The organism is Rhodococcoides fascians A44A, assembly GCF_000760735.1.
GTDB classification, from domain to species: domain Bacteria; phylum Actinomycetota; class Actinomycetes; order Mycobacteriales; family Mycobacteriaceae; genus Rhodococcoides; species Rhodococcoides fascians_E.
The window spans coordinates 243,159-257,734 of record NZ_JMEX01000005.1 but is presented as its reverse complement, the minus strand read 5'-3'; the positions used below and the strand labels follow the sequence as shown (position 1 = coordinate 257,734).

Sequence of the window (14,576 nt, the reverse complement as noted above, 5' to 3'; positions counted from 1 at the left end):
GGGTTACGGCAGGGTCAGAATGTGCTCACACGACGCCGTGCTCGGATGTCAGGGCGCGGAGGTTCGGGGCATGGCGAGGGGCGCGACCACGGCGAGAAGCACTGCGGGTACGAGGAATCCCGCCGACGGATGTGCGAGATACAACGGAGTGAGAGCGAGCGGCGCAACTGCCGCGCCGGAAAATCTGAACGCCTGCACCACCGACACTGCGCCGCCTCGGCTGGACCCGCCTGCCAGTACCGCGGCGTTGACGCCGACGAGAACGAACTGTGACGCGATTCCGGCGACCGCCCAGGCAGCTGCGACCGCCCACAGCACGGGCACGGTGCCCGCAACCGCCACGAGCGCCGCACCGGCGATGGCACCGATCAACACGGTCCGCTGTGCGCCGAGGCGATCGATGAGGCGTCCGACGCTGCGCGCGGTCAGGATGCCGGTGAGCCCGAACACGGTCAGGAGCAGTCCGCGTTGGGACGCCGTCAGTCCGAACTGATCTTCCGCGCGATACGCGAGGAGGAAGTTCACCCCGCCGAGTGCTCCCCATCCCAGGAGCGCCACCACGCCGACTCTCAGAACGTAGGGCCGCAGGGCGTCGCGCAGACGTTCGCGGGGAGGTGCTGTCTGTTCTGCAGTGGTGGTTCTCGGGAGGCCGACGACGCCGAGAACCGCGGACACACAGGCGAGAACGACGAACGCGTATCGCCAGTCGAACTCGGCCGAGAGACCCCCGACGAGCGGGGCGCTCGTCTGTCCGGCCGCCTGCAGGGCACCGAACGTTCCGAGCACCCTGCCCAGCCGCGCTCGTGGGGTGGCCTCGGCGAGAGTCACGAGCAACAGTGGGGTCGTGAACGCGTTGCCGCATCCCTGCACTGCGCGAGCAGCGAGCAACACCTCGAGGCTCGGTGCGAACACGCACACGATCGACGCGGCCGTGTACACCGCATAGGCGATGCGGACGGTGCGAAGACGTCCCCAGCGAGCGCCGAGCGTTCCGGACACCAGCATCACCGCGGCGAACGGAAGCAGGTACGCAGTCAGGGATGCCGACGCCGATCCTGTCGACACGCCGAGCGAGGCACCCATCTCGGGAAGCATCGAGGCCACGAGGGCGCCGCCGAACGGACCGAGAAATCCCCCGAAATAGAGCGCCGCAACACGCAGGCGCCCGGGGTCGGAACCGATCACAGCCCGAAGTTGCCCGGCCCTCGTCGACGCAGGTAGCGCTCGAACTCGGCAGCGATGGCGTCCCCGTCGATCTTGGAGATGGCCTCGGAGATGTCGACCTCGGCGTCGCCGCGCTCCTCCAGGGTGCGGACGTATTCGCTGATCTCCTCGTCTTCCTTCGTCATGTCGGTGACGGCTTCCTCCCATTCCTCGGCCTGAGTGGGGAGTTCGCCGAGCGGAACCTCGATGTCGAGAACGTCCTCGACACGCTGAAGCAGCGCAACGGTTGCCTTCGGATTCGGCGGTTGCGAGACGTAGTGGGGCACGGCCGCCCAGAACGAGACCGCCGGAACACCTGCTTTGACGCACTCGTCCTGCAACACGCCGGTAATGCCCGTCGGACCCTCGTAGCGTGTCTGTTCCAGGTTGAAGCGTTCCGCCGCTTCCACGCTGTACGCACTGCCCGTCACCGGAACAGGACGGGTGTGCGGGGTGTCCGCGAGCAAGGCACCCAGGATCACGACGGTGTCGACACCGAGTTGGTCGACGAACTCCAGCAGATCGTCGCAGAAACTTCTCCACCGCATGTTCGGTTCGATACCCCGAAGCAACACCACATCCCTGGCGCTTCCCGGCGGTGAGCACACCGACAATCTCGTCGACGGCCACTGAATCTCTCTGGTCACACCGTCCACCTGCCGAATGGTCGGCCTGTTGACCTGATAGTCGTAGTAGTCCTCCGAGTCGAGCTCGGCGAGAGGCGTCGCATCCCAGATCAACTCCAGATGCTCGACGGCTCCGCTCGCGGCGTCGCCTGCGTCGTTCCACCCCTCGAACGCGGCGACGAGTATCGGGTCGCGGAGGGTCGGGAGCGGAAGATCGTCGTCGTCGAGTTCGGAGGCCGTCGGCACCGGTGTTGCGTTCGACACAGCCGAGGACACCGCTTCCAGCAGTGCTTCGGCCGCACTGTCCGGATTGTCGTGTTCTGTATCGTCGTTGTCGGCGGGTTGGTTGCCGTCGAGGTTTCGGGGACTCACCACGACAGCCTACGACCAGGCTGCGCCGTGAGGGGCACAGCCACGCGCCCATTACTCTGTAGGGATGCCTGCGCTACACAGAACCAGCCTGCTCGATGCGATTCGCAGTCGCGTTGTCATCGGTGACGGGGCAATGGGCACGATGCTGCAGGATGCGAACCTGACGCTGGACGATTTCCTCGGACTCGAGGGCTGCAACGAAATCCTCAACGACACGCGCCCGGATGTCCTACGGGAGATACACCGCGCGTACTTCGATGCCGGTGCAGACGCGGTCGAGACCAACACGTTCGGGTGCAACCTCCCCAATCTCGCCGACTACGACATCTCGGATCGGATCCGCGAGTTGGCCGAGAAGGGAACGCGCCTCGCCCGCGAAACGGCCGACGAGATGGGACCCGGACGCGACGGGATGGAGCGGTTCGTCCTGGGATCGATGGGTCCGGGAACGAAGCTTCCGACGTTGGGGCATGCGCCGTTCGCAGTGTTGCGGGACGCGTACGTCGAGGCAGCGCTCGGCATGATCGACGGCGGCGCCGACGCCATCCTGGTCGAGACGTGCCAGGACCTGCTTCAGGTCAAAGCCGCGATCATCGGCAGTCAGCACGCGATGGACAAACTCGGCGTGCGTATTCCGATCATCACGCACGTGACCGTCGAGACGACCGGGGCGATGCTTCTCGGTAGCGAAATCGGTGCTGCGTTGACGGCGCTGGAGCCACTGGGGATCGACATGATCGGTCTGAACTGCGCGACGGGTCCTGCCGAGATGAGCGAGCATCTGCGCCACCTGTCGAAGCATTCGACGCTCCCGGTGTCGGTCATGCCGAATGCCGGTTTGCCGACGCTCGGTCCTCGCGGAGCCGAGTATCCGTTGACGGCGCCGGAACTCGCCGACGCGCTCGGTGGTTTCGTGTCCGAGTACGGCCTGTCTCTCGTCGGTGGGTGCTGCGGAACCACGCCGGAGCACATCCGTCAGGTCGCGGACCTCGTCCACGGTGTCGCGAAGGCCGACCGGGCGCCTGCACCCGAGCCCGGCGTGGCATCGCTCTACTCGGCTGTGCCGTTCGAGCAGGACGCCAGCATCCTGATGATCGGTGAGCGGACGAACTCCAACGGGTCCAAGGCATTTCGCGATGCGATGATCGCCGAGGACTACGAGAAGTGCCTCGACATCGCCAAGGATCAGACGCGCGACGGTGCACACATGCTCGACCTCAACGTCGACTACGTCGGACGCGACGGTGCGGCCGACATGTCCGCGCTCGCATCACGATTGGCGACGGCGTCGACACTTCCGATCATGCTGGACTCCACCGAACCTGCAGTTCTGGAGGCAGGTCTCGAACACCTCGGCGGCCGCAGCGCCGTCAACTCCGTCAACTACGAGGACGGCGACGGACCGGATTCGCGCTTCCAGAAGATCATGAAGCTCGTCAAGGAGCACGGCGCGGCAGTCGTCGCATTGACGATCGACGAGGAAGGTCAGGCCCGCACGGCCGAGTGGAAGGTGCGCGTCGCCGATCGGTTGATCGAGGACATCACCACCAACTGGGGCCTGTCCCACGAGGACATCATCGTCGACACGTTGACGTTCCCCATCTCCACCGGTCAGGAGGAGGTCCGGCGAGACGGCATCGAGACCATCGAGGCAATTCGGCAGCTCAAGGCCAAGTACCCCAAGGTGCACACCACACTCGGTCTGTCCAACATCTCGTTCGGTCTCAACCCGGCAGCGCGTCAGGTCCTGAATTCGGTGTTCCTGCACGAGTGCACCGAGGCCGGACTGGACACTGCGATCGTCCACGCGTCGAAGATCCTGCCGATGAACAAGATTCCGGACGAGCAACGCGAAACCGCGCTCGATCTCGTGTACGACCGCAGGTCCGAGGGGTACGACCCGCTGCAGAAGCTGATGCAGCTGTTCGAGGGGGTCTCGGCGGCGTCTGCGCGCGAGTCCCGGGCCGAGGAGCTGGCGCGGCTGCCACTGTTCGAGCGACTCGAGCGCCGCATCGTCGACGGTGAGAGAAACGGCCTCGACGTCGATCTCGATGCCGCGATGGGCGAGAAGCCACCGCTCGAGATCATCAACGAGACGCTGCTGTCCGGCATGAAGACCGTGGGTGAGCTGTTCGGATCGGGTCAGATGCAGTTGCCGTTCGTCCTCGCCTCCGCCGAGGTGATGAAAGCCGCTGTGGCATACCTGGAACCACACATGGAGGCCACCGACGACGACGGCAAGGGGCGCATCGTGCTCGGAACCGTCAAGGGCGACGTCCACGACATCGGCAAGAACCTGGTCGACATCATCCTGAGCAACAACGGATACGAGGTCGTCAATCTCGGTATCAAACAACCGATTGCCACCATTCTGGAAGCGGCGATCGACAAGCGCGCCGACGTCATCGGCATGTCCGGGTTGCTCGTGAAGTCCACGGTCGTCATGAAGGACAACCTGATCGAGCTCAACAACAAGGGTGTTGCCGAGCAGTTCCCGGTTCTGCTCGGTGGGGCCGCGTTGACGCGGTCCTACGTCGAGAACGATCTTCAGGACGTCTATCAGGGCGATGTCCACTACGCCCGCGACGCGTTCGAGGGTCTACGGCTGATGGACACCATCATGACCACCAAACGAGGCGGGGGACCGGCCCCGGACAGTCCGGAGGCGCTCGAAGCCAAGGCGAAGGCCGAGGAACGGAAGGCGCGTCACGAGCGCTCGCGCCGAATCGCCGAGCAGCGGAAGGCGGCCGAGGTTCCCGTCGTCGTTCCGGAACGGTCCGACGTGGCGATCGATGTCGAGACTCCTGTGCCGCCGTTCTGGGGCACCCGCATCGTCAAGGGCGTGTCGTTGTCGGAGTACTCGGGTCTGCTCGACGAGCGCGCGCTCTTCCTCGGGCAGTGGGGTCTGCGCGGCGCTCGCAAGGGTGAGGGAGCGACGTACGAGGATCTCGTCGAGTCGGAGGGCAAGCCGCGGCTGCGGTACTGGCTGGACCGCCTCAGTACGGACGGCATTCTCGCCCACGCGGCGCTGGTGTACGGCTACTTTCCTGCGGTGTCCGAGGGCGACGACGTGATCGTCCTCACCGAGCCGAATCCTGATGCGCCCGAACGCTTCCGATTCACCTTCCCGAGGCAGCAGCGGGACCGTTTCCTGTGCATCGCGGACTTCGTTCGGTCGCGAGAGCGTGCTCGCGACACCGGTCAGGTCGACGTGTTGCCGATGAACCTGGTGACGATGGGCCAGCCCATCGCGGACTTCGCCAACGAACTGTTCGCGGCGGATTCCTACCGCGACTACCTCGAGGTGCACGGTATCGGTGTGCAGCTGACCGAGGCGCTCGCCGAGTACTGGCATCGCCGCGTCCGCGAGGAGCTGAAACTCACGGGTGGTCGAAGCGTCGCCGAGGACGATCCCGAGGACGCGGAAGGCTTCTTCAAGCTCGAATATCGCGGCGCTCGTTACTCGTTCGGCTACGGTGCGTGCCCGGACCTCGAGGATCGCGTCAAGCTCGCGGCACTGCTCGAACCGGAACGTATCGGCGTGAAGCTGTCGGAAGAACTGCAGCTGCATCCCGAGCAATCCACCGACGCATTCGTTCTTCACCACCCGGAGGCCAAGTACTTCAATGTCTGACAACTCGTCTCTGCAGGGCGTCCTGTGGGACATGGACGGCACACTGCTCGACTCGGAGAAGATCTGGGACGTTGCAGTTGCGGAACTGTCCGTGACCCACGGGCGTGAGCTCACCCCCGAGGTTCGCGAGAGCACGCTCGGCAACTCCATGCGCGGCGCGCTGACCAAGGTCTTCGTGCACACCGGCACCGACGTCACCGAGGAATCGCTCGCCGCTGGACGCGACTGGCTGACCGCCCGTGTGTCCGAACTGTTCGCCGAAGGCATCCCGTGGCGTCCCGGCGCCAAGGACGCGCTGGCGCTCGCCCGCGACATCGGGCTGAGGACCGCACTGGTCACCAACACCGAACGCGGACTCGTCGAGAACGCGTTGGACACCATCGGGCGTGAGTACTTCGACTTCACCGTCAGTGGCGACGAAGTCGACGAAGGCAAGCCGCATCCGGCGCCCTATCTGAAGGGCGCTGCTCTGCTCGGCCTCGACCCGTCGCAGTGCCTCGCGGTCGAGGACTCTCCGACCGGGTCGCTGTCGGCTCACCGAGCAGGATGCTCCGTACTCCTCGTGCCGTCGGAGGTTGCTGTGGCGGCGTCTCCGGGCTACGTCGTACGCGAATCGCTCGTCGGTCTCACGGCCGACGACCTCCGCTCGGCATGGTGCGATGCACGGCGTCCCGCGTCGTCATGAAAGAATCTTTCATCGTGAAGACCTTCGATTCCCTGTTCGCCGAGCTGACCGACCGCGCTGCCACCCGCCCCGAGGGCTCCGGCACCGTCGCTGCGTTGGATGCAGGCGTGCATGCGCAGGGCAAGAAGATCATCGAAGAAGCGGGTGAGGTCTGGATCGCCGCCGAGCACGAAGGCGACGAAGCGCTCGCCGAGGAGATCTCGCAGCTGCTGTACTGGGTCCAGGTGCTGATGGTGGGTCGGGGCCTGACGCTCGACGATGTCTACCGACATCTGTGAACAGTGTGCACACGTTCACCGTCTGACTTTCCCGATCTAAGGACCTCGCAATGTTGCGTGTAGCAGTTCCCAACAAGGGCGCCCTCTCCGAGTCCGCAGCCGAAATTCTCAAGGAGGCCGGCTATCGTCGCCGCAGCGACTCGAAGGACCTGACCGTCCTCGACAACGCGAACGGCGTCGAATTCTTCTTTCTCCGTCCCAAGGACATCGCGATCTACGTCGGTTCGGGTCAACTCGACCTGGGCATCACCGGCCGCGACCTCGCACTCGATTCCGGGGCGCCGGTGGAGGAGTTGCTCGGTCTCGGCTTCGGTCGCTCCACCTTTCGGTACGCGGGACCTCAGGGCAAGGAGTGGTCGACGGCAGACCTGAACGGGCTGCGAATCGCCACGTCCTATCCGAACCTCGTCAAGGCCGACCTGGCGGCTCGAGGGTTGGAAGCAACGGTCATCCGTCTCGACGGTGCTGTGGAGATCTCCATCCAACTCGGTGTCGCCGACGCCATCGCCGATGTCGTGGAATCCGGCCGCTCACTACGTCAGAACAACCTGGTGGCATTCGGCGAGTCGCTGTGCGATTCCGAGGGAGTGCTCATCGAACGTGAGGGCAGCGATCGCTCCGACAGGACTCGCAAGCAGCTCATCGCTCGCGTCCAGGGCGTCGTGTTCGCGCAGCAGTATCTGATGCTGGACTACGACTGCCCCAAGGCCATTCTCGACGAGGCCGTCAAGATCACGCCCGGAATCGAGTCCCCGACGCTGTCGCCGATGGCCGACGAGAACTGGATCGCCGTGCGTGCCATGGTCTCTCGCAAGGTTCACAACACCGTCATGGACGATCTCGCCGACCTCGGCGCGAAAGCTATTCTCGCGTCGGACATTCGGTCCTGCCGGGCGTTCTGACCGGTTCGGTCAGGAACGGGGACGGACCAGCACGGTCTGGGCGATACGCCCGACCGGTCCGTGCTCGTCGTGGAGTACGCCGGCGGACATGGCCACTCCGTCCGGACCCACGGAGGTCTCGGCCGCGACACCTACCCACTCGCCGTCCGGGATCCGGAACACATGCACGGTGAGGTCCGTGTTCAGGAACGTCCAATGGTCGAGGTCCAGAGATGCACCGACCCCGTTGGCGATGTCGGCGATGGAGAACAGACGCTCGAGCGGGGTCATGGTTTCACCGAGGACCAGAGCGGTCTTCGGGCGCGCCCAGACGAGGCCCGGTCCGTCGGCGTCGATGCTTCCGAGTGCCTGGACCTCGATGTTGTCGAGGTACCCGGACTTCCACCGCCCTCCCCACGAATGCAACGACGCGTCCGTCAGCGGCGCGAGTTGCCGATCCGCGGCATGGGCAACGGCCGCGGTGTCTTCCGTCGTCATCCGCCACGCGGTTCCGCGAGCGACAGCACGGTCCACCCCGGTCGCAGTGGTTGCCCACAACTCGGCCGCGACGAGTTCGATGTTCTTGCCCGGACGCTCCACCCAGGACCTCACCACGATGTCCGCGATGGGAACCGGTCCGAGCAGTTCGACGACGACCCGCGTCACCCGAACGTCGGATCGGGCTTCCACACGTTCGAGAGCACGGAGCAGCAGTGCCGACGGCGGAGCGCCGTGCTGCATGGTCGGCGCCCAGAGGCTCGTCGTCCGCTCTGTACTCGAGAACTGCTCTGTACTCGAGAACCGTTCGGTACCCGGTTCCGCTCGTCCGAGCGGTACGAAGAAAGCGTCGGGAATGCCGGTCACGACCGCGCCTCCGGCCAACCCGGATACGCCGGGGGAGTGCCGCCGAACTCGGGACACAGCGCCTGGTGATCGCACCAACCGCAAAGCTTTCCACGTTTGGGCTGAAAATCGCCCGACTTGCCTGCGGCGACGATGGCTTTCCAGATCGCCGAGAGCATCCGCTCGAATCTGATCAACTCACCCTCGTCCGGGGTGTAGGTGAGTGATTGCTTGTCCGCCAGATACATCAGCTTCAGTTGTGCCGGAACGATTCCGCGTAGACGCATGACCACGAGCGCATAGAACTTCATCTGGAACAGCGCCTTCGCCTCGGTGAACTCCCGCGGGGCCTTACCTGTTTTGTAGTCCACGACGCGAACCATTCCGTTGGGCGCGACGTCGATTCGGTCGATGAAACCTCGAAGCGGAGTACCGTCCTCCAGGTCGATCTCGACCCGTTGCTCGCAGGACTCCGGATCGAATCGAGTGGGATCCTCCATCTCGTAATACCCGGCGACCAGGTCCCGAGCCTGGTCCAGCAGAGCGGTGCGCTCGTCACCGACGAGCGTGTCCGCGACTTCAGGAGATTCGGCGCACACCCGATCCCACGCGGCATCGACGAGACCGACAGCCGTCTCCGAATGTCTGCTCTCGCTGGGCATTCCGTAGAGCGCCTCCAGTGCGGCGTGCACCACCGTCCCCTTGACCTGCGCCTTCGTCGATTTCTCCGGTATCCGATCTATCGCACGGAAGCGGTACAGCAGCGGGCACTGCTTGTAGTCACCCGCGCGGGACGGAGAAAGGGCCGGTGCGCTCCGTCGGGTCGAGCTGGTGGAGCCGGTTCGGACGGGTGGTGCAGGCACATCGGTGATACTCACGCTCTGCAGACTAAGCCCGTGGACCGACAGATTCACGCAAGGCCGTAGTCTTAGGCGGCCGAGTGTCGGCCCGCCGGGCCCACCGGATCTGTTCTGCAAAGCGAAAGAGGTAGTCGGCTGTGTCTTCCGGGTTTTCGGAGTCTTCGGACGAAACCGTGTTCGGGACTGTTGAACCGTCGGCACAGGCTCCCGAGACGCAGTCGGAGACAGAGACGCAGTCGGAGACAGAGGCGCAGTCGGAGACGGACGACACCCAGGCGCTGTCCACGGGGCCGGCGCGCAGTGGTCCGTTCCGCGTCGGCGACCGCGTCCAGCTCACCGACGGCAAGGGCAGGCACTACACCGTCGTTCTCGACGCGGGCAAGGAGTTCCACACGCACCGCGGTGGAATCACCCACGACGCGCTCATCGGTGCGGACGAGGGAAGCGTCGTCACCTCGGTCAACGGCACCCCGTACCTGGCGCTGCGACCGCTGCTCACCGATTACGTCCTGTCGATGCCACGCGGCGCGCAGGTGATCTATCCGAAGGACGCCGCGCAGATAGTGCACGAGGGAGACGTGTTCCCCGGTGCACGAGTGCTCGAGGCGGGGGCCGGTTCCGGTGCGCTGACGTGCTCGCTGCTGCGCGCCGTCGGTTCGGAGGGCAAGGTCATCTCCTACGAGATCCGTCAGGACCACGCCGACTACGCGGTGAAGAACGTCGAGACCTTCTTCGGTGAGCGTCCGCCCAACTGGGAACTGACCGTCGCGGACATCGACCGTTTCGGGGCGGACCACCCCGGGGAGACGGTCGACCGGGTCGTTCTGGACATGCTCGCGCCATGGGATGCGCTCCCTGCCGTCGCCGAGGCGCTCGTGCCCGGGGGAGTACTGATCGTGTACGTCGCGACAGTCACGCAGTTGTCGAAGGTCGTCGAGACCCTCCGCGGGCAGGAATGCTGGACCGAGCCCAGATCGTGGGAGTCGATCGTGCGCGGGTGGCACGTCGTCGGCTTGGCGGTGCGCCCCGAACATCGGATGCAGGGGCACACCGCGTTTCTCGTCAGTGCACGCAAACTTGCGGCGGGCACAGTGACTCCGAAGCCTCAGCGTCGCTCCGGCAAGGGCTGACGAGCTAGACGCAGGGCGCCTGTCCCATGGCGAGCAACGCGCACGCGGACGCGTCGGAAACCTTCCACTTGCCGTCGATCAGAACCCAGGTGTTGGGCGAGGGTGCCGCTGTTCCTCGCGGCGTCGCGATGGCAACGTCCGCGGTGGCAGTTTCGCCCTCCACCGTCGGCTCGGACACGTCGAACGTGATCTCGCCGTAGTTCGCGAGCGCAGCCGTCATCTGTTCCAGGTTCGCGATCCGCGCCTGGCCGTTCTCGATCTCCGCGGCCTTGGTGGCGGCGTCGACATCGGGAGCGACGATGAGGGTCAACGAGTCGGTGAGTTCCGCCGTCGTCGGTGCAGCAACCGCGGCGTCGGCCGTCGTCGTTGCCGCTTCGGTGGTCGACGCAGCGGCGGATTCCGAACTGTGATCGGCGTGATCGGAATCATCGCTTCCACCGCAGCCGGTGACGAGCAGCGCGGTGGCAGCAGCAGCCGCGAACGCCGAGGTGATGCGCTTGTTCACTGGTGAAGCCCCATTTCGAGATAGCGTCGGACCGTATTGGTCAGGTGAGGCTAACATGGCCGATCCGCCCGTCCGGGGTGCAACCGATCGGTCACAAGTGCGCGGTGCTCGAACGTGTCCACACGCACATTCGTGAAACTGCCGGTAGCGTTGACTGATCTTCACTGGGAGGAGTCGCTCATGAGCTCAACAGACAATCCGGATTCGGCTGCGGCCCGGGCGGAACTCGAGGAGCTACGTGCCGAGGCGGCGTCGCTGAGGCGTCAGCTCGGTGGGCTCGGAGAATCGCCGGAGCGTGTCCGTGAACTGGAGTCCCGCATCGACTCGCTGTCGTTGCGCAACTCCAAATTGATGGACACGCTCAAGGAAGCTCGTCAGCAGTTGATCGCACTGCGCGAGGAAGTGGACCGGCTGGGTCAACCGCCCAGCGGCTACGGCATTCTCATGGCCGTCCACGAAGACGACACCGTCGACGTCTTCACGTCCGGTCGCAAGATGCGCCTCGCGTGCTCACCCAACGTCGAGTCCTCGTCGTTGGCTGCGGGTCAGACGGTACGGCTCAACGAGGCACTCACCATCGTCGAGGCCGGTTCCTTCGAACAGGTCGGCGAGATCAGCACGCTCCGTGAACTTCTCGGAGACGGTTCGCGGGCACTGGTCGTCGGCCATGCCGACGAGGAACGCGTGGTGTGGCTCGCCAAGCCGCTCGTCGACATGGCGAACGACGAGGGCATCGACGACCCGGACGAGCCGTCGCGCAAGCTGCGTCCCGGTGACTCGCTGCTCGTCGACACGAAGGCCGGCTACGCCTTCGAGCGGGTCCCCAAGGCCGAGGTCGAGGACTTGGTGCTCGAGGAAGTTCCGGACGTCGGCTACGAGGACATCGGCGGTCTCGGTCGCCAGATCGAGCAGATCCGAGACGCCGTCGAATTGCCGTTTCTGCACAAGGACCTCTTCCGCGAGTACTCGCTCAGGCCTCCGAAAGGTGTTCTGCTGTACGGGCCGCCCGGCTGCGGCAAGACTCTGATCGCCAAGGCCGTCGCCAACTCGCTCGCCAAGAAGATCGCCGAGGCGCGCGGCCAGGATGCCAAGGAAGCCAAGTCGTTCTTCCTCAACATCAAGGGCCCCGAGCTGCTCAACAAGTTCGTCGGCGAGACCGAACGGCACATTCGGTTGATCTTCCAGCGTGCGCGCGAGAAGGCCTCCGAGGGCACGCCGGTGATCGTGTTCTTCGACGAGATGGACTCGATCTTCCGTACGCGTGGTTCCGGTGTGTCCTCGGACGTCGAGACGACGGTCGTTCCGCAGCTTCTCGCCGAGATCGACGGTGTGGAAGGGCTGGAGAACGTCATCGTGATCGGTGCGTCCAATCGCGAGGACATGATCGATCCCGCGATCCTTCGCCCGGGGCGCCTCGACGTCAAGATCAAGATCGAACGTCCGGACGCCGAGTCTGCGCAGGACATCTTCTCCAAGTACCTGACGGATTCGTTGCCGGTCAACGCGGACGATCTCGCCGAGTTCGGCGGCGACCGGACCTCGTGCGTCCGCGCGATGATCGAACGTGTCGTGGACCGCATGTACGCCGAGAGCGAGGACAACAGGTTCCTCGAGGTCACCTACGCCAACGGGGACAAGGAAGTTCTGTACTTCAAGGACTTCAACTCGGGTGCAATGATCCAGAACATCGTCGACCGCTCCAAGAAGTACGCGATCAAATCGGTTCTGGAGTCCGGTAATCCGGGTTTGCGGGTCCAGCACCTCTTCGACTCCATCGTCGACGAGTTCGCGGAGAACGAGGACCTGCCCAACACGACCAATCCGGACGACTGGGCGCGAATCTCGGGCAAGAAGGGCGAGCGCATCGTCTACATCCGGACGCTGGTCACAGGCAAGAACGCCAGTGCGTCGCGGGCCATCGACACCGAGTCGAACACCGGCCAGTACCTGTAAGGATTCGAGGAGTTCGACGCTGCCCGCGACCGCTGTGACGGTCGCGGGCAGCGTCGGTTCCACGGACGGACGGCGCGATCACCTAGGCTCGGGGCCATGGAGCGCATCATCGGTATCGAGGTCGAGTACGGAATCTCGTCCCCGACCGAACCCACGGCCAACCCGATCCTCACCTCGACCCAGGCGGTGCTCGCGTACGCGGCGGCTGCGGGAGTTCCGCGGGCGAAGCGAACCCGGTGGGACTACGAGGTCGAGTCGCCGCTTCGTGATGCGCGCGGATTCGACCTGGGTCGTTTCAGTGGGCCCGCTCCCGTAATCGACGCCGACGAGGTCGGCGCCGCGAACATGATCCTCACCAACGGCGCCCGTCTGTACGTAGATCACGCGCATCCCGAGTACTCGGCTCCCGAGGTTCGAGACCCGCTCGACGCGGTGATCTGGGACAAGGCAGGCGAACGCGTGATGGAGGCCGCGGCGCGTCACGCGTCGAGTGTTCCCGGTGCACCGCGCTTGCAGTTGTACAAGAACAACGTGGACGGCAAGGGCGCGTCCTACGGCACCCACGAGAACTACCTCATGTCCCGCGCGACTCCGTTCTCGGCCGTCATCGCCGGGCTGTCACCGTTCTTCGCGTCCCGCCAGGTCATCACCGGATCCGGTCGCGTCGGCATCGGCCAGTCCGGTGACGAGTCCGGGTTCCAGTTGTCTCAACGAGCGGACTACATCGAGGTCGAGGTCGGTCTGGAGACGACGCTGAAGCGCGGGATCATCAACACCCGTGACGAGCCGCACGCGGACGCGGACAAGTACCGCAGGCTGCATTGCATCATCGGCGACGCCAACCTCGCGGAGATGGCCACGTATCTCAAGGTAGGTACCACGGCGCTGGTTCTCGACATCATCGAAGCAGGCGTCGATCTGTCCGACCTGCAGCTCGCTCGGCCGGTCACCGCGGTTCACCAGATCAGCCACGACCCGACGCTTCGTCAGACGGTCGCACTGACGGACGGGCGGGAGCTGACCGCCCTCGCGTTGCAGCGGATCTATCACCAGAGGGTGGCGAAGTTCGTTGCAGGCGAGGGCAAGAACGATCCTCGTGTCGCGGACATTCTGGACAAGTGGGCCATGGTTCTCGACCTTCTCGAACGCGATCCGATGGAGTGCGCGAACCTGCTGGACTGGCCGGCCAAACTGCGTCTGCTCGAAGGGTTCCGTCAGCGCGAAGGCCTCGGGTGGTCGGCGCCGCGACTGCATCTGGTCGACCTCCAGTACTCGGACGTTCGGTTGGACAAGGGGCTCTACAACCGGCTCGTCGCGCGCGGGTCGATGGAACGGCTGGTCACCGAACAGCAGGTGCTCGACGCCGTCTCCACTCCGCCGTCCGACACGCGCGCGTACTTCCGAGGCGAGGTGTTGCGTAAGTTCGGCGCCGATATCGCGGCTGCGAGTTGGGATTCGGTGATCTTCGATCTCGGCGGCGACTCGCTGGTGCGTATTCCGACGTTGGAACCGCTGCGTGGAAGCAAATCTCATGTCGGCGAACTGCTGGAAAGCGTGAACACCGCGGCGGAACTGGTGGACCAACTCACGTCCTGAGTCGATTGCC

The 14,576-nt window shown here is 64.9% G+C and carries 12 protein-coding genes; 7 read left to right on the top strand and 5 right to left on the bottom strand.

Annotation, left to right across the window (positions count from 1 at the left end; genetic code table 11):
• Nucleotides 1–48: 48 nt before the first annotated feature.
• Together BH95_RS05010 and BH95_RS05005 are read right to left on the bottom strand one after the other, a co-directional pair.
• Nucleotides 49–1,185, bottom strand: a complete 1,137-nt coding sequence (locus BH95_RS05010; RefSeq protein ID WP_019666281.1) for an MFS transporter — start codon at nucleotides 1,183–1,185, stop codon at nucleotides 49–51.
• A complete protein-coding gene (locus tag BH95_RS05005) occupies nucleotides 1,182–2,093 on the bottom strand; it encodes a PAC2 family protein (protein ID WP_051104939.1) in 912 nt (303 codons plus the stop codon). The genes BH95_RS05010 and BH95_RS05005 overlap by 4 nt, the downstream gene beginning before the upstream one ends.
• Before the next feature lie 172 nt (nucleotides 2,094–2,265).
• Between BH95_RS05005 and metH the strand changes: the two genes are divergently transcribed.
• The 4 genes from metH to hisG are packed head-to-tail and all read left to right on the top strand — an operon-like array spanning nucleotide 2,266 to nucleotide 7,700.
• The gene (metH, locus tag BH95_RS05000; protein WP_033189708.1) at nucleotides 2,266–5,835 is read left to right on the top strand and encodes a methionine synthase; all 3,570 of its coding nucleotides are present in this window, start codon (nucleotides 2,266–2,268) and stop codon (nucleotides 5,833–5,835) included.
• On the top strand, nucleotides 5,828–6,520 hold the full coding sequence (locus tag BH95_RS04995; RefSeq protein ID WP_019666278.1) for an HAD family hydrolase: 693 nt from the start codon (nucleotides 5,828–5,830) through the stop codon (nucleotides 6,518–6,520). The genes metH and BH95_RS04995 overlap by 8 nt, the downstream gene beginning before the upstream one ends.
• Nucleotides 6,517–6,798, top strand: a complete 282-nt coding sequence (locus BH95_RS04990) for a phosphoribosyl-ATP diphosphatase (protein ID WP_094732747.1) — start codon at nucleotides 6,517–6,519, stop codon at nucleotides 6,796–6,798. Before BH95_RS04995 ends, BH95_RS04990 begins: the two co-directional genes overlap by 4 nt.
• Before the next feature lie 50 nt (nucleotides 6,799–6,848).
• Nucleotides 6,849–7,700 (top strand): ATP phosphoribosyltransferase, encoded by an 852-nt coding sequence (gene hisG / locus BH95_RS04985; protein WP_020110075.1) that lies wholly within the window; start codon nucleotides 6,849–6,851, stop codon nucleotides 7,698–7,700.
• Between the two features lie 9 nt (nucleotides 7,701–7,709).
• On the opposite strand, the gene BH95_RS04980 is transcribed toward hisG, so the two are convergent.
• Together BH95_RS04980 and BH95_RS04975 are read right to left on the bottom strand one after the other, a co-directional pair.
• Nucleotides 7,710–8,561, bottom strand: coding sequence for a thioesterase family protein (locus BH95_RS04980; protein ID WP_099052197.1), 852 nt, complete (start codon nucleotides 8,559–8,561; stop codon nucleotides 7,710–7,712).
• Nucleotides 8,540–9,400: a RecB family exonuclease gene (locus BH95_RS04975; RefSeq protein WP_019666274.1), complete on the bottom strand. Its 861-nt coding sequence runs from the start codon at nucleotides 9,398–9,400 to the stop codon at nucleotides 8,540–8,542. The genes BH95_RS04980 and BH95_RS04975 overlap by 22 nt, the downstream gene beginning before the upstream one ends.
• A gap of 260 nt (nucleotides 9,401–9,660) precedes the next feature.
• Between BH95_RS04975 and BH95_RS04970 the strand changes: the two genes are divergently transcribed.
• Nucleotides 9,661–10,512, top strand: coding sequence for a tRNA (adenine-N1)-methyltransferase (locus tag BH95_RS04970; protein ID WP_026347982.1), 852 nt, complete (start codon nucleotides 9,661–9,663; stop codon nucleotides 10,510–10,512).
• Between the two features lie 4 nt (nucleotides 10,513–10,516).
• On the opposite strand, the gene BH95_RS04965 is transcribed toward BH95_RS04970, so the two are convergent.
• Nucleotides 10,517–11,017 (bottom strand): hypothetical protein, encoded by a 501-nt coding sequence (locus tag BH95_RS04965; RefSeq protein WP_020110071.1) that lies wholly within the window; start codon nucleotides 11,015–11,017, stop codon nucleotides 10,517–10,519.
• 180 nt (nucleotides 11,018–11,197) lie between these two features.
• Here BH95_RS04965 and arc point away from each other — a divergent pair, with 180 nt between their 5' ends.
• Entirely contained in the window at nucleotides 11,198–12,970 is a 1,773-nt protein-coding gene (arc, locus tag BH95_RS04960) for a proteasome ATPase (RefSeq protein WP_026347981.1), read from the top strand.
• Nucleotides 12,971–13,066: 96 nt separating this feature from the next.
• Complete coding sequence (gene dop / locus BH95_RS04955) at nucleotides 13,067–14,566, top strand: depupylase/deamidase Dop (protein WP_019666270.1); 1,500 nt, start codon at nucleotides 13,067–13,069, stop codon at nucleotides 14,564–14,566.
• Nucleotides 14,567–14,576 lie beyond the last annotated feature (10 nt).